The 14,133-nt window shown below is 59.7% G+C and carries 17 protein-coding genes and 2 tRNA genes; 13 read left to right on the top strand and 6 right to left on the bottom strand.

From position 1 onward, the window contains the following. The 5 genes from B5F39_RS14480 to B5F39_RS11165 all read left to right on the top strand — a co-directional run. Positions 1-188 (top strand): hypothetical protein (locus B5F39_RS14480; RefSeq protein WP_204245112.1); only part of this gene is annotated, 188 nt, incomplete at its 5' end. A gap of 65 nt (positions 189-253) precedes the next feature. Then, a complete protein-coding gene (locus B5F39_RS11185) occupies positions 254-787 on the top strand; it encodes an N-acetylmuramoyl-L-alanine amidase (protein ID WP_087367486.1) in 534 nt (177 codons plus the stop codon). Beyond that, positions 784-1,116, top strand: a complete 333-nt coding sequence (locus B5F39_RS11180) for a hypothetical protein (protein ID WP_087367484.1) — start codon at positions 784-786, stop codon at positions 1,114-1,116. The genes B5F39_RS11185 and B5F39_RS11180 overlap by 4 nt, the downstream gene beginning before the upstream one ends. Beyond that, positions 1,116-1,397 (top strand): hypothetical protein, encoded by a 282-nt coding sequence (locus B5F39_RS11175; RefSeq protein ID WP_087367480.1) that lies wholly within the window; start codon positions 1,116-1,118, stop codon positions 1,395-1,397. The genes B5F39_RS11180 and B5F39_RS11175 overlap by 1 nt, the downstream gene beginning before the upstream one ends. 218 nt (positions 1,398-1,615) lie before the next feature. Next, positions 1,616-2,062, top strand: coding sequence for a hypothetical protein (locus B5F39_RS11165; protein WP_143330731.1), 447 nt, complete (start codon positions 1,616-1,618; stop codon positions 2,060-2,062). 183 nt (positions 2,063-2,245) lie between these two features. Here the strand turns inward: B5F39_RS11165 and B5F39_RS11160 are convergent. From B5F39_RS11160 to B5F39_RS11135, 6 genes are all read right to left on the bottom strand, one after another. Continuing rightward, positions 2,246-2,320 (bottom strand) — tRNA-Ala (locus tag B5F39_RS11160). Positions 2,321-2,334: 14 nt separating this feature from the next. Next, positions 2,335-2,410: transfer RNA gene (locus tag B5F39_RS11155), tRNA-Gly, on the bottom strand. Positions 2,411-2,561: 151 nt separating this feature from the next. Further along, complete coding sequence (locus tag B5F39_RS11150; RefSeq protein ID WP_087367508.1) at positions 2,562-3,560, bottom strand: L-threonylcarbamoyladenylate synthase; 999 nt, start codon at positions 3,558-3,560, stop codon at positions 2,562-2,564. 25 nt (positions 3,561-3,585) lie between these two features. Further along, positions 3,586-4,719 (bottom strand): tRNA guanosine(34) transglycosylase Tgt, encoded by a 1,134-nt coding sequence (tgt, locus tag B5F39_RS11145; RefSeq protein WP_087367471.1) that lies wholly within the window; start codon positions 4,717-4,719, stop codon positions 3,586-3,588. Continuing rightward, complete coding sequence (locus tag B5F39_RS11140) at positions 4,712-5,527, bottom strand: TatD family hydrolase (protein ID WP_087367467.1); 816 nt, start codon at positions 5,525-5,527, stop codon at positions 4,712-4,714. Before B5F39_RS11140 ends, tgt begins: the two co-directional genes overlap by 8 nt. 379 nt (positions 5,528-5,906) lie before the next feature. Then, positions 5,907-6,788, bottom strand: a complete 882-nt coding sequence (locus tag B5F39_RS11135; protein ID WP_087367464.1) for a LysR family transcriptional regulator — start codon at positions 6,786-6,788, stop codon at positions 5,907-5,909. Positions 6,789-6,957: 169 nt separating this feature from the next. Here B5F39_RS11135 and B5F39_RS11130 point away from each other — a divergent pair, with 169 nt between their 5' ends. The 8 genes from B5F39_RS11130 to B5F39_RS11100 all read left to right on the top strand — a co-directional run bounded on the left by B5F39_RS11130 (position 6,958) and on the right by B5F39_RS11100 (position 14,125). Next, positions 6,958-8,121 carry an aldo/keto reductase gene (locus tag B5F39_RS11130; RefSeq protein ID WP_087367462.1) on the top strand — a complete coding sequence of 388 codons (1,164 nt, stop codon included), beginning with the start codon at positions 6,958-6,960 and terminating at the stop codon, positions 8,119-8,121. Positions 8,122-8,314: 193 nt separating this feature from the next. Next, positions 8,315-8,809, top strand: coding sequence for a hypothetical protein (locus B5F39_RS14475; RefSeq protein WP_204245111.1), 495 nt, complete (start codon positions 8,315-8,317; stop codon positions 8,807-8,809). 105 nt (positions 8,810-8,914) lie between these two features. Beyond that, positions 8,915-9,487, top strand: coding sequence for a hypothetical protein (locus B5F39_RS14470; RefSeq protein WP_204245110.1), 573 nt, complete (start codon positions 8,915-8,917; stop codon positions 9,485-9,487). An 842-nt stretch (positions 9,488-10,329) separates the two neighbouring features. Beyond that, positions 10,330-10,659 carry a hypothetical protein gene (locus B5F39_RS14095; protein ID WP_143330730.1) on the top strand — a complete coding sequence of 110 codons (330 nt, stop codon included), beginning with the start codon at positions 10,330-10,332 and terminating at the stop codon, positions 10,657-10,659. After that, entirely contained in the window at positions 10,643-11,248 is a 606-nt protein-coding gene (locus B5F39_RS11115; protein WP_087367455.1) for a hypothetical protein, read from the top strand. Before B5F39_RS14095 ends, B5F39_RS11115 begins: the two co-directional genes overlap by 17 nt. Continuing rightward, on the top strand, positions 11,245-11,763 hold the full coding sequence (locus B5F39_RS11110; RefSeq protein ID WP_087367452.1) for a hypothetical protein: 519 nt from the start codon (positions 11,245-11,247) through the stop codon (positions 11,761-11,763). Before B5F39_RS11115 ends, B5F39_RS11110 begins: the two co-directional genes overlap by 4 nt. Positions 11,764-11,948: 185 nt before the next feature. Then, positions 11,949-12,317 (top strand): hypothetical protein, encoded by a 369-nt coding sequence (locus B5F39_RS11105; protein WP_158096029.1) that lies wholly within the window; start codon positions 11,949-11,951, stop codon positions 12,315-12,317. Further along, positions 12,284-14,125: a secretin N-terminal domain-containing protein gene (locus B5F39_RS11100; protein ID WP_087367448.1), complete on the top strand. Its 1,842-nt coding sequence runs from the start codon at positions 12,284-12,286 to the stop codon at positions 14,123-14,125. The genes B5F39_RS11105 and B5F39_RS11100 overlap by 34 nt, the downstream gene beginning before the upstream one ends. The last annotated feature ends 8 nt before the right edge of the window (positions 14,126-14,133 follow it).

Raw genomic sequence — 14,133 nt, 5'->3', positions numbered from 1 at the left:
CAGCATTTGTAAATACAATAATTAGTGGTGCAGCTTTTCTTAATACCTTTCCAGGGCGCAGGCTGATGGTATCAAACTACATTCCTGCAACTGGAACATTGAGGATAATATTCTGGGGCGTTTCCGGAGCTCCATCGGCGACATCGACAATTCCTATTCGCTGGTTCGCCATTGGCCGCTGGAAATAACGCACAAAATACACACACGGGAGCCTCTGGGCTCTTTTTTTATTGCCTTTCAGGAGGTGTAACGTATGAAGAAAATCTGTATCGACGCCGGACACGGCGGCAAAGACCCCGGGGCCTGCGCTGGCGGTGTCCGCGAGAAGGACATCGCGCTCGTTGTGGCTCTTAAAATCGGCGCGCTGCTCACGGACTACGAGGTCGTCTATACGCGCATGAAGGACGTGTACGTCGGCCTGTCGGAGCGCGCGCGTATTGCCAACCGCGCAGAGGCTGATCTGTTCGTTAGCGTGCATTGCAACTCTGCGCCCAGCACGTCAGCCAACGGCATGGAGGTCTACGTACACACGACACGCAGCGCTGCCTCCACGCGCGCGGCTCACGCCATATACGACAGGCTGCTTTCCGCGTCGGGGCTACACGGGCGCGGCGTCAAGGCCAACGATTACGCCGTGCTGCGCGAGACATCTATGCCCGCGGTACTCGTCGAGCTTGGCTTCGTGAGTAACGACGGCGACCGCGCGCAGCTCGTCTCTGCGGCTTGGCAGGACAGGGCGGCGGAGGCGATTGCTGCGGGGATTATTGAAGCCGTCGGGAAGCCATGAGCCAGCGCGAGATAAACGAGTTCCTCGACAGCTGCCGCCACGTCTTCACATTGCTCTTTCCGTTCCTGCTCGTCGGTCTGGTCACGAGCTTCGTCGACTTCTTGCAAAAGCACCTCGGACGCGAGAGATTCAGCCTTATCAAGTTCATCGTCGGCATAATCTCTGACCTGTTCCTTGCGTTCGTCGTGACCTGTGTCGGCTACGAGCTGAATCTCGGCGAGTTCGGCATCGCCGCCATGGTGGCCGTCTCCGTGCATAAGGGCGGCAGATGGATAGAGCGGATTGTCGACCAGCGGCTCCAGATAAACGCAGGAAAGGAAGAAAAATAATGGAAGCACTCAAAAGCCTTGCTTGCAAGATAGGCGGAAAGATCAACCTGAGCGCGCTTTTCAAATACCTCAACACTCTGCCCTGGACCAAGCCTCTCGCGATACTCACGTGGGCGGCTGTGATGCTCGTCTTCGTCCTATCATGGGCGCTTGGGCGCGATGTTCCGCCGAACGCGAAGGAGCTGGGTATCTACTTCGGTGGCGTTGTGTTCGCTGCCGCCGCGGGGAAGTCCGGCTATGAGGCCGTGAAGCGGCCGAGAGGGCCGAACGATGAGCGTTAAAGAAATATTCGCCGAACATAAATGGCTGTGGATTGTCGCGGCGCTCGCCGTATTTGCCGCCGGCGCTCTGTGCGCTGTGTGGCTTAATGCACGGAACGCCGCAGACATACGCGCGCCGGCCGGCGAGATTGCGGCCACGGAAGAAGCGTCAAAAAAGATAACCGAGACGATAGCTGAGGCGCAGAAGCAAAAGGACAGACTGCCGGAGGTGATACGGAATGCGAAAGAGAAAGCTGTTCGCGATGTCGGCGCTGATAGTGACAGCGATATTGCTCGCCGCTGGAACGGCCTGCTCGGGCGATACAGGGAACATAAGACTCCGGCCGGCGGGCTACGAACTGACTGAGCCTGCATACGTTGTGCCGGTATGCGATGGGCGCGATACGGTCGAACTCATAGAGACCCAGGCGGCGGAGCTGACGGCGCTCAGAGAGTACCTGTCCGCGCAGAACGCGAGCCTTGAGCAGATAGCGGAGGAATTCGAAACACTGGAGGCCGCCGTCGCAGACGAGCGCGCCGCGTGGAAGGCGGAGACCGAAAGGCTTGCGAAGCAGAACAGGCGGCTTTCGTCTCCGTGGGCCGTAGGGCTTTTCGGCGGGTACGACCCGTTCCGCAAGGAGGCCGTCTGCGGCGTCGGCGTTTCTTATGTCATCATCAGATTTTGAGGCGGTGAGTCCACCGAATAATCAAACAGCACTACATGTAGATCGCAGAGGGGCGGGGCTTAGGCTTCGCCTTTGTTTTTACTTTTTTGATAAAGGTTTTTACGTTATTATTTTATGGAGTAAATAAGGAGTAATGAGAAAAGAAAAAGGGTTTTCAGAAGTCCCGAAAACCCTTGATATTTCTGGTGGAGCTGAGGCGATTTGAACGCCCGACCCCTTCCGTGCGAGGGAAGTGCTCTCCCGCTGAGCTACAGCCCCATTGTGCGAGAATTTGGAGCGGAAAACGGGACTCGAACCCGCGACCTACGGCTTGGAAGGCCATCGCTCTACCAACTGAGCTATTTCCGCCCGCAACGCAGAGTATATTATCACCCGAGTGGAAAATCGTCAAGCACAATATTTGTTTTTTCGCCTATCCGCATTGACCGGCTGCGAAATGTTTGTGCTGCATGATGGCGCTTTTGACTGCCCGGCGCGGATTTTGTCTCGTCTGTTTTTTCTATTTTCCGGCGGCCCGTATAAGGCGGTCTTTCAGCGCGAGGCCGATGCCCCGTTCTCCTGGAAGTTCCGCGTAGATCACGGAGACGCCGCTTTTTTCGAGCGCGCGCATGGCGCGGAAGAGCTCGCGCGCGTATTCTTCTGCGTCGCGGAATTTCACTTTTTTCGCGGGCGCGCCGTTCGGTTCGGCTATTCCCATCCACGCCCAGTTTTGCGCGTCCTGCGGGATTTCGCCGGGCGCGGCGAGTATCAGCGGGATTTCCGGCGCGTAGTGGCGGTAGCGCGTGCCGGGCGAGCGCTTTATTATTTTCTGGTCCTGCGGCAGGAGGACCTCTTCGCCGAGCTCCGCTTCGAGCGCCTCTTTCGCAAGGCCGCCGGGACGCAGGAGGACGGCGTGTTCTCCGGTCATGTCTATCACCGTCGATTCGACGCCGAAACGCGTTTCGCCGCCGTCTATGACGAGCGGGATTTTGCCGCCGACGTCGCGGCGCACAGTCTCAGCGTCGGTCGGGCTCGGCCGTCCGCTGATGTTCGCGCTCGGCGCGGCTATCGGCAGGCCGGAGAATTTTATGAGCGCGAGCGCCACGGCCCCGTCTGGCATACGCACCGCCGCGGTCGGCAGCCCGCCGCGCGTCCGCGGCGGGATTATCTCTTTCGCCGGAAGCACTATGGAGAGCGGCCCGGGCCAGAATCTTTCCATGAGCATACGCGCGCGCCAGTTGATTTCGACGAGGTCTTCCGTCATTTCTATCGACGATACGTGCAGGATGAGCGGGTTATCGGAGGGGCGGCCCTTCGTTTCGTATATACGGCGCACGGCCTCCGCATCGAGCGCGTTCGCGCCTAGGCCGTAGACGGTTTCGGTCGGGAAGGCGACGAGGCCGCCGCTTTTTATTATTTCCGCGCCGCGCCGGACTACTTCAAGCTGCTCCAGCGTCAGCGTATTTATTCTCGATTCGACGCGCTCGTCTACGAGCCGCGATTCTGGTTCAAATCCCATCCTCTCCGCTGTGTTCGCGGAGCTTTTACTGGCGTCCGTCAAGATACGCGCCTCCCATGAAGTTTTCCATGAATCCGCGGCGGAAGGCCGGGAAGCGGCCTTCGATTATCGCGCGGCGCGCCTCTTTCATGAGGTTTACGAGGAAGTAGAGGTTGTGCCAGCTGCAGAGACGCGCGGCGAGTATCTCGCCCGCCATGTAGAGGTGACGCAGGTAGGCGCGCGTGAAATTGCGGCAGACGTAGCAGCCGCACTGAGGGTCTACCGGCGTGAAGTCTCGCGCGAAGGCGAGGTTCTTTATGTTCATTTTGCCGAAGCGCGTCAGGAGCTGTCCGTTGCGCCCGTTGCGCGTCGGCAGCACACAGTCGAACATGTCTATACCGCGCGCGACGCCCTCGACCAAGTTGGTCGGGAAGCCGACGCCCATGAGGTAGCGCGGCTTGTCCTGCGGCATGTGCGGGTTCAGAGCGTCGAGCACGCGGTACATCTCGGCGTGGCTTTCTCCTACCGACAGGCCGCCTATGCCGTAGCCCGGAAAGCCGCCTATCTCTTCAAGCCGTTCTATACATTCGATGCGCTGATCTTCGTAGAGCGCGCCCTGCACGATGCCGAATAGCGCCTGATCGCGGCGGCTGTGGAATTCGCGGCAGCGGCGCGCCCAGCGTATCGTGCGGCCCAGCGCCTCGCGCGAGTATTCGGGAGTGGTCGGCAAAGAGACGCACTCGTCGAAGGACATTGCTATGTCGCTTCCGAGCTTCTGCTGTATCGTCATCGAGTCCTCTGGGCGCATGAAATGGCGGCTTCCGTCTATGTGCGAGCGGAATTCCACGCCTTCGTCGGTTATCTTGTTGAGCTTCGCGAGCGAGAACACCTGGAAGCCGCCGCTGTCGGTCAGTATCGGGCGTTTCCAGTTCATGAAGCGGTGCAGCCCGCCGGCCTCTTCGACCGTGTCCTCGCCGGGGCGCATGTGCAGGTGGTATGTGTTGCCCAATATTATCTGAGCGCCGAGCCCTTCGAGCTCGTCGGGCGTCATCGCCTTTACTGTCGCCTGCGTGCCGACCGGCATGAACACCGGCGTTTCTATCACGCCGTGCGGCGTCGTGAACTCGCCGGCGCGCGCTCCTGTCTCGGGGCAGCGCGCCACTATTTTATACTCAAACATTGCGAGCCTCCAAACCGAACAGCCTTTCGACGTTTTCGTTGACCGCCGAGGTAAATTCTTCCATAGAAACGCCCTTCAGCATCGACACGTATTCGTAGACTTCGCGCACGTGGCAGGGTTCGTTCGTTTTTCCGCGGAATCCCTGCGGCGCAAGATAAGGCGAGTCCGTCTCGCAGAGTATCCTGTCGAGGGGCACGGACAGCGCGGCTTCGCGCAGCGCCGTGTTTTTCGGATATGTCACGGGCCCAGCGAAGGAGATATTAAATCCGAGCTCGAGCGCCGCCACGGCGTCCTCCGTCCTGCCGGAGAAGCAGTGTATCACTCCGCCTATTTTCCCGGCGTCGTGCTCGCGCAGTATCGAAATCAGCTCGCCGTTCGCGTCTCCCTCGTTTCTATCCTTCGCGTCGCGGACGTGGATGACGACGGGCAGGCGCAGTTCTTTCGCGAGCTCGAGCTGTTCGTGCAGGACGCGGCGCTGTACGTCGCGCGGCGAAATGTCGTAAAAGTAGTCAAGCCCTATCTCCCCCACGGCGACGACGCGCGGCGCGCGCGCGATTTCGCGGATCTCGTCGAGATACGACGGCGATACATTCGCGGCCTCGTGCGGATGCACGCCAGCGAGCGCGTAAATTTCAGGCGCTTCGGTATGAACGCGCGCCGTTTCCGCGGCCTCGCGGCTCGTCGCAACATCGGACGAGGCGAATATCATGCGCCGCACGCCAGCCGCATCGGCGCGCTCGAACGCTCCGGCGAGGCCGTCCGGAAAATATTCTTTATTCAGGTGACAATGGCTGTCCGTCAAAAACATCGCAAAAATTCCCTTTCGCAGCAAAATGCCTATCAACCGTCACATTATACATCATTACCGCGCGCGGACGGCGCGGCGATATTTTTACCGAAACGCCGCGCTTTCCGCAAACTTCGCTTTGTCTTGCATTACAACAATACGGAGGTACAACGGACGCGCTGCGGCTGCCTACGTTATAAAAAACGGAGAACGTCTTTCATCTCGGACCGCCGCGAACCAGTCCGTCATAATGCGCTCCGAGCTTTCGGGGAAAAAGACGCTTCTTAATCCTGAGCGAGCGAAAAAATGAGGTGCGGTCCGCTCCGCTTTCAGATCGCTATGCAGCCGGGGCGTGCGGACGTCCGCCGCCGGTCTTCGGCGCGGCCGCGCTCATGCAGAGCTACAGGCCGAGGCTTTCGAGAAAAATACGCACAGCGCGCGCCGGCGTTTTTGAAAAAATCAGGCCGTAGGGCACACGGTAATCCCATTCGACCGGCAGAGTCACTAGCGACGGATGCACGCCGGCCCACGCGTCGAGCGTCAGAAGGACGCAGCCGGCGCGTTCGCTTTTATTAAAAATGTCGGCGTCGTAAAAATACGGCGTGTCCACTATCTCGATTTCCGGATAATCTTTTTCGAGCATGTCGCGAAGCGAGTCGAGCACGCCGGCATCGCCGCGCTTTCCCATCATGAGCCGCTCGCCGCGAAGGTCCGCGGGGCGCAGCGACTTCGCGCCCGCGAGCCTGTGGTCGGCCGGCACCGCGCAGCAGACGTTATACTCGCCGAGTATCCTGACGCCGCACATACTTTCCCACAAACGCGAGCCGCACGAGCCGACGATGATGTCGATGCCGCGCCCGAGCGACGCTATGGTGGACAATATCGAAGCGCCGTCGTCTTCGAAGGGCACTATCTGTATCTGCACGCCGCGCGCCGCGCCGCGCGAACGCCCGACGAGGTCGACGAGCACCCCCGCGGGATTCAGCAGCGACGTGCCGACGCGGACGCACGGCGGCCCGCCGTCAGCCGCCTCGCGCGCCCGCGCGGCCGCCTCTTCGAGCTCCTCCGCGATGCGCCTCGCATCTCCCGCGAAAGATTCCCCAGCCTCGGTGAGAGAGACGCCGCGGCTCGTGCGTTCAAAAAGCCGCGCGCCGACCTCCGCTTCGAGCGCGTTTATCTGATTCATCACTGAGGCCGGCGTAAGCAGGAGCTTCTCCGCCGCCTTGGCGAAACTCCCGGCATCGGCCGCCGTCAAAAAAACTTGCAGACGCCTGTCTTTCATAGCAAGCCTCCGGCATTTAGAAAATCTAAACGCCGTTATATCATTTTCGACAATTCCGCGTCAAGCGCGCAGGCGCTAAAATATAACCAAAGCGTACAGAGGGGCGCGCCGTTACGATAAAAACGCGGCTGCATGGGAAGGCCGCCGGAAAAACAGGAGACTGATAGAAATGGCATATTTGGGCGAAAACATCAAAAAACTCGGCTTCGGCCTCATGCGCCTGCCGAAAAACGGAGAAACGATAGACGTCGAACAGGTCAAGACGATGGTCGACAAATTCCTGGCGGCGGGCTTCACCTACTTCGACACGGCATGGGCCTACCCCGGCAGCGAAGAGGCGATACGCGCCGCGCTCGTCGAGCGCTACCCGCGCGAAAGCTACCAGCTCGCGACGAAAAACGCCGCTTGGATAGAATGCAAGACGCGCGAAGACGCGATCGCGCAGTTCAATCTGTCGCTCGAGCGCACGGGCGCGGGATATTTCGACTTCTACCTGCTCCACAACCTCGGCGAGCAGCGCACGAAAGTATTCGACGACTTCGACATGTGGAGCTTCGTGCAGGAAAAGAAGGCCGAGGGGCTGATAAAGCACATCGGATTCTCGTTCCACTCGAAGCCCGAAGAACTCGACGAGATACTGAACGCGCATCCGGAAGTGGAATTCGTACAGCTCCAGATAAACTACGCGGACTGGGAGAACCCCGCGATACAGTCGCGCGGCTGCTACGAAGTCGCGCGCCGTCACGGCAAGCCGGTCGTGATCATGGAGCCTGTCAAGGGCGGGATGCTCGCCACGCCGCCGGAAAATGTCCGCAAAGTATTCGAAGAGGCGAATCCGAAAGCATCCGCCGCCTCGTGGGCGGTGCGTTTCGCCGCGAGCCTCGAGGGCGTCATAACCGTGCTCTCAGGAATGAGCAGCGTCGGGCAGATGGAAGACAACCTCTCTTACATGAAGGATTTCAAACCGCTCGACGAGAAGGAACAGGCCGTGATAGAGAAGGCTCGCGAAGAGCTGGGGAAATATCCGATAATCCCCTGCACGACCTGCAACTACTGCGCGAAGGTGTGCCCGAACGACATCGGCATATCGGGGACGTTCACGGCTATGAACTGCTACATCCTCTACGGCAACCTCGACTCCGCGAAAACGCAGGAAGAATGGCTCGTAGCGGGACACGGCAAGAAACCGGCTTCGGAGTGCGTCAGATGCGGGCGCTGCGAACAGGCCTGCCCGCAGCATATAAAGATACGCGCGGAGCTGGAACGCGCGGCGAAAACTTTCTCCGAGGCGCAGACAGGCCCTTCTATTTTTCACAACCTTAACAACGACTGATCGTCCATAGTGGGGCGGGCGCGCCGCCGCGTGCGGCGCTTTCCGTCCCAGTTCCCCAAATAAACGCTTGACGCCGGCGGCGTGCGATTCCGGAACGCCGGCGCGCTGTTGGCTTTTTGCTTTCGCGGCGTCCGGCGCCGCGTGAAAAGATAACAGATAACATTAAATAAAGAAAGGCGGATTTTATACTCAGATGAAGATTTTCGGAAGATACGCAAAAACGGCGCTTGCGGCGCTCGCCGCGGCCGTCCTCTTTGCGGGGACGGCCTGCGCCGGGGACGGGCCTATAGTGCTGCGCACGATGGGGAGCCTCTTCTTCGGCGGCACAGTGACGAAGCTCGACAACGGAGAGACATTTCACGGCGACCACGGATACGCGCAGTTCTTCATTCCGATGGAGGCGCGCGACTATCCGCTTATAATGTGGCACGGCATCGGGCAGTCGGGGCGCAGCTACGAATCGACGCCGGACGGGCGCGAGGGCTTCATGGCGATTATGCCGCGCCGCGGATGGGCGTCCTACATCATCGACCAGCCGCGCCGCGGGCGCGCCGGACGCACGCTCGCGCCGAACACCGGCAGCGACATAGAGACCGTGCTTTACGAAAGCTCCGTCTGGGACGCCTTCCGCAACGGCGTGTGGGACAGGGCGAACGGCAAAGCGCCGTACTTCTTCCCCGGCGTATAGTTCCCGCGCACGCCCGACGCCGTAGAGCAATTCTTCCGCCAGCAGACGCCAGACACGGGAATCGAACCGCGCGACAACGCCTACCGCAAAGTCATGGGGCGCACAATGAACGAGCTGCTTGAACAGACAGGCCCCGCGATACTCGTTACTCACTCAAACAGCGGACAATACGGCTGGGCTGCCGGCATTGAAGCGCCGGAAGGCGCGGTCAAGGCGATAATAGCCTTCGAGCCCGGACAGATCTGCCTGCCGGAGGGCGAAAAACTTCCAGAAGTCGCGCACGGCGACGAAGCCTCGTGGAATGCCGAGCTGCCGTTCCGCGTTTCGGAAGAGGCCTTCATGAAGCTGACGAAATTCCCGATACTTATAGTCTACGGCGACAACATCGCGGCGGAGCCGAGCGAGATATTCAACGTCAACGTATGGAGGCTTTCGTTCACATGGGCGAAACAGTTCGCCGAAGCGATAAACAAACGCGGCGGCGACGCGCGTGTGCTCCATCTGCCTGAAATAGGCATAAAAGGCAACACGCACGCCATGTTCGCCGACCTGAACAATCTCGAAATAGCGGACATCGTGGAAAGATACTTAGCTGAGAAACAGCTCGCCGGCCGCTCGCACCCCCACGCCGGGCCGGGGCACAAGAACATTGCGGAATACACGATACCGCTGAAATAAAGACGAGTCCGTTCCGCGTTAGACATATAAAATCGAAAGGCCGATGCCTCCGGATTATGCTCAGCCTATTGTTTGATTTGAAAAAGCAAATGCTGTAGTTATGAATTTTCGGTCAAAATAATTGTGTTTTATCTCATCGTATGATATAGTAAATACATCAGTAGTAATGTAATTGTGCTATATAACTTAGAATTTGCAGTGGATTTCTATCTTAGCGTTCGAAGGGGGCCTGCGGCGTGCTGTTTGATAAGAGAAGCGTGTCGGCCGGGCTCTATGTCGGAAGCCGCTCATATGTGTATCTGGAGCTTGATGGAGCGGACGGCGGGCGTGTCGCCGCGTCGTCTTCCGGTGAGCTGCCGCGGCCGTTTTTTACGGGCGGCTCGCTTTTTTCTGCCGGAAGTGAAGAGTTGTCTGAGATTTTTCGTTTTGTTTCCTCGTCGGTAAAACATGCTCGAAGACGGCGTGTGCACTTTGCGCTGCCGATGGCTGAGTCGCTTCTGCGCGTCGCCTCTATGCCGGGACTTACTCGCTCAGAGGCCAGGAAAGCGTTCAGATACGAATTGGACAGGCACTTTCCGTTTGGCGACGGCGAGTGTGTGTATGATTTGGATGAGATAGAATATCCGTCCGACGGCGGCTCTTCTGAGCGCCGTTTTTCTGTGGCGGCGGCGCGCCGTAAGCCTGTCGAGGCGGTATTGGGCGCAGCGCGGTCGCGCGGCTTTAGATTCGCGTCCGTGGAGCCTGAGCAGACTGCCGTAGAACGTGCGGTTTCTTTCGGCGGCACGTGCGGCGGCGGGCGTGTTTTGCTCTATGCCGGAGTTGATAACGCCCTTGTTATATTTTTGTGGCGGGGAAACGGCATATTCTATAAAACTGTCCCTTACGGCGAATGCGGCGCAACGCTTGACGAACGGGCCGCGGCGCTGGCTGGCGGAGTGCGCGCGTCTGTGGAGTTCGGGCTTTCGCGCAACGGCGGCTTCGTATTCGATTCGCTGACGGTATTCGGGCCGCTCGCGTCGGGGAGGCTTCGCGCGGCGATCGAGGATGCCTTCCCGGAATGCGGCGTGAGCGAGGCGTTTCCGGAGCGGCGTTTCGGCATGGAGTTTCCTGCCGAGGACGGATGGATCGCGGCGCTCGGCCTCGCTCTGAGAGATTATGACCGTCCGGCTTGACCTAAGACCGGATAGGCTTGACGAGCGAACGGAACGCGCGGCTAAACGCGCAGGAGTTTTATGCGCCGTATCCTTGTGTATCTTTTTTCTATGCGCAGCAGCTTTTGCCGCAGCTTCGGCAAAAGCTTTTCTGTCTTTAAAAACAGCTAAAAATCTTTCTGTCGAAAATAAAATCTATGAGGAACGTGCAGCGTCTGCGGCCTCCGCGCTGAAAGAGCTTCGCTCGTCGGAATCGGCAGCCGCTCGGAATGTTGATTTCGTATTCGGGGGCGTTCCGGCGCTTGAGTTTCTTGACGGCGTTGCGGCGTGCGGTTCGAAGGTGACTGTCGAATGTATAGAGATGTCGCCCGGCTCGGCTCTTGTCAAGGGGACAGCGTTCAGCGACGGTGACGTGCTTGCTTTCGCTGACGCTCTGGCGCGATTGGCGGCCGTTGAAGACGTCGGGGTTCCTGCCGTCGCTTCGGACGAGGGCAGAGGCGTCTCGGTGAAGTCCTTTTCAATTAACGTAAAGCTCAAAGATATCAGGCGCGTGATGCTGTCCTCATGTGCGGCTTTTGTCGTGTACTGGCGGCGGGGGCTTGCTGCGTGACGAGCCGCGGCCTGCTTTCCCGCACGGCGCTGTGCGCCGCCGCCTTGACCGCCGTTGTGTCGGCTGCCGCCGGGCTGTCTGCGCTGAATTGTCTGCGCGCGGAATACGGCGCTATGGATGCGGCTGCGCGCGAGTCGGCGGCTCTTCTTTCCGCCGCTGGGTCTCGCGAGGCGACGCTTGAAAAGTACGAGGGGCTGCTTCGCGGCGCTCCGTCCGCTCCGGCCTCTCCAGAGTCGGCGAATAAGTTTTATTCCGCTCTGCTTGACGCCGTTTCCGCCAACGGGCTGGAGAGGGCCAAGGTCTCCGGCGTTTCCGTGCGGGGGGGCGAGGCGTTGTTTAGCGTGGCCGGGAGCGCCGAATACCGGCGTCTCCGAAAGTTCCTGGCGTCTCTCAGGTCGTTTCCTTACGCAGCGCGTTTGTCCAAGCTGACGATCGAAGGAGTTCCGTCCGGCGAAGTCGCTTTTTCTGTCGATATTTCCGCGACAGCCGGCGAGGACGGCGTCGTAGGGCGATGAACGGTCAGCGTTGGCACGTGAAAGGACTGGCGGATAGGTTAGGCTCTTCGTCCGGTATTTACGGACGGGCCGCCGCTGTTTCGCTTATGTTTATGCTTTCCGCGGCGTTCCTGCTTGGATGTGCGGAGCGGATCTGCCGCCTGCGCGCGGCGGAGCCGCGGACCGGACAGAGTTTTTCTCCCGATGTGAAAGCTGTGGAAGAGGCGAAAAGGTTTGCGCTCGACCGCGCGCTTTATGACGATTATGTAAAATCCGGCGTGCTGAGCGTGCGCGGCGGCGCTCCGGAGGCCGCTTCGCCCGTCTCTTTTTTTGTTCCCGGCGGCGATGCCGCGGGCGGAGGCAGGCTTCCTGATTACGCGCCGACTGTGATTTTGAAAGCGCTCGCCGTGCTCGGGGGCGAAAGCGTCTGCGTTCTGGATATAGACGGGGAAATGCCCGGATCCGTGTTCAGAGCCGGCGACGTTTTCGGCGCCGGCGCCGGGCGCGTTGTGAGGATAAGCTCTGACGGAGTGACGTGGCGATGGGCGGACAGGGAATACGTCGCAGGATTGTAGCGAGGCTGGCTGTTTGTGCCGTGGTTTTCGTTCTGGCCGTGTGCGGGGAAGCCTTCGCTGTTCAGGCCCCGGCGAGGAAGATCGACGGGCGTGCTCCGTCCGTCGAGGCCGTGCGCGTTTATCAGATCGGTTCGAACCAGCTTCTGCTTGAGTTTCGCGGCACGGATATGCCGCTGCCCGCCGCGGTGAACAGGGACGGCGCGGCCGCCGCTTTTTTCTGGCGCGGCGCGCGTTTTCCCCGGAACGCCGATAGAAAGGACTGGTGGAACGATTTCGGCTGGGATGTGCTTAAAATCGAGAGGACGCAAGGCGAACGCTGGACGCGCCGCTACGACGACATACCGCTTGTTGACGAAATTCGTGTGTCGCCGGTTTCGGACGGCGTGCTCCTGGAGGTCATCGGGCCTCGTCCGCTCGCCGTTAAAAGCCTCGCTGGAATGGCGGGCTCGTCGCGCCACAGGCTGATTCTTGAAACGCCTCTGGATATGCCGAAGCCGCCGTCGCCCAAAGGCCCCGCTCCGCCTCCCGGCGATCCGCTTTCCGTATCGTCGCCGGTCACGCTTGAGCTGCGCGGCGCGCCTCTGCGCGACGTTTTCCGTATGCTCGCCAAGCTGCGCGGGCTCGACCTTGTGCTTGACGCGTCAGTCCCCGACCATCCTACGACGTTCTCATTCTCGAAAGCTCCGTTCAGCGAGGTTTTTTCGTGGCTTATGCGGATGAACGGACTTACATATTCGGTTTCCGGAAAGACTCTCGTAGTCGGCTCGCCGTCCGCCGTAGCAAAGATGCTCGGCACGGTCACGACGCGCCGCTACAGCGTTTCTTATGCCGATATCAAGAAGCTCCCCGCGCTGATTACGTCGATCATGTCGCTCGAAGTCAAGGCCGTTGCAGACGAGCGGACGCGCTGCCTTTACATAACATCCTCGCCGGAGGGGCACAGGTGCGTAGAAGCGCTGCTGAACCGCCTCGACAGTCCAGGCAAGCAGATAATGATAGAGGCGCGGCTCGTAGAGATAAACGACGGCGCGCGCCAAGAATTCGAGTCTACGCTCGCCGCAGTCTACAACGGATGGATATTCTCCTACGGCTCGGCCGGGCTCGGCGGACGCTACACCTACGGCAACGGCTCGGTGACGCCGAACGTCGATCCGACCGGGACCACGCGCCCCGGAGAACTGCCTTCGATCGGCGGTACGGATAACGACGCCGGATTCCCAAGTTATCTTGCTGATTCCGCGATGAAGATGGTGGACGCTGCGCTGCGCGCTATGGAGTCGGACAACAAAGGCAAGGTGCTCGCCTCTCCGTCCGTCGCCGCGCTCGACGGGCGTAAAGCCTCCGTACGCCTTACGCACAACTATCTGTATCAGTCCGGCGTGGACGAGAACGGCAACCCTGAATTCACCAATCAGGAGACCGGGCCTATGCTGGAATTCACTCCGACGCTTGGGCGCGACGGCTACATAACCATAAACATGAAGATATCGACGGGCGAAATCGTGGCTTTTCGCCGCTCAGGCGACTCGGAGGCGCCGGAGACGACGAAGCGCGAGGTAGATACGAGCGTCCGCGTCCGTGACGGAGAGCTCTTCGTCATCGGTGGGCTGTATCAGGAAAACAAGACGAACAACGTATCGCGGGTGCCGGTGCTCGGTTACGTCCCGATACTCGGCGAGCTGTTCAAGACACGCACTACGCAGCACACGAAATCACAGATGGCATTTATCGCAGTCCCTTATATAATCGACATTCCGTCCGGGCCGGTGGAGGCCGTAGACCTGCCGGACGCAGCGCTGAGGCGCTGAGGACCCGC

The organism is Cloacibacillus sp. An23 (genome assembly GCF_002159945.1).
Classification (GTDB): Bacteria; Synergistota; Synergistia; order Synergistales; family Synergistaceae; genus Caccocola.
The sequence above is the reverse complement of the archived record's forward strand: the minus strand, read 5'-3'. Positions and strand labels throughout refer to the sequence as shown.

Coding starts and splice junctions, on each gene's coding strand:
- B5F39_RS11185 (WP_087367486.1), top strand. CDS start 254: ATGAAGAAAATCTGTATCGACGCCGGACACGGCGGCAAAGACCCCGGG.
- B5F39_RS11180 (WP_087367484.1), top strand. CDS start 784: ATGAGCCAGCGCGAGATAAACGAGTTCCTCGACAGCTGCCGCCACGTC.
- B5F39_RS11175 (WP_087367480.1), top strand. CDS start 1,116: ATGGAAGCACTCAAAAGCCTTGCTTGCAAGATAGGCGGAAAGATCAAC.
- B5F39_RS11165 (WP_143330731.1), top strand. CDS start 1,616: ATGCGAAAGAGAAAGCTGTTCGCGATGTCGGCGCTGATAGTGACAGCG.
- B5F39_RS11150 (WP_087367508.1), bottom strand. CDS start 3,560: ATGGGATTTGAACCAGAATCGCGGCTCGTAGACGAGCGCGTCGAATCG.
- tgt (WP_087367471.1), bottom strand. CDS start 4,719: ATGTTTGAGTATAAAATAGTGGCGCGCTGCCCCGAGACAGGAGCGCGC.
- B5F39_RS11140 (WP_087367467.1), bottom strand. CDS start 5,527: ATGTTTTTGACGGACAGCCATTGTCACCTGAATAAAGAATATTTTCCG.
- B5F39_RS11135 (WP_087367464.1), bottom strand. CDS start 6,788: ATGAAAGACAGGCGTCTGCAAGTTTTTTTGACGGCGGCCGATGCCGGG.
- B5F39_RS11130 (WP_087367462.1), top strand. CDS start 6,958: ATGGCATATTTGGGCGAAAACATCAAAAAACTCGGCTTCGGCCTCATG.
- B5F39_RS14475 (WP_204245111.1), top strand. CDS start 8,315: ATGAAGATTTTCGGAAGATACGCAAAAACGGCGCTTGCGGCGCTCGCC.
- B5F39_RS14470 (WP_204245110.1), top strand. CDS start 8,915: ATGAACGAGCTGCTTGAACAGACAGGCCCCGCGATACTCGTTACTCAC.
- B5F39_RS11115 (WP_087367455.1), top strand. CDS start 10,643: ATGACCGTCCGGCTTGACCTAAGACCGGATAGGCTTGACGAGCGAACG.
- B5F39_RS11100 (WP_087367448.1), top strand. CDS start 12,284: ATGGGCGGACAGGGAATACGTCGCAGGATTGTAGCGAGGCTGGCTGTT.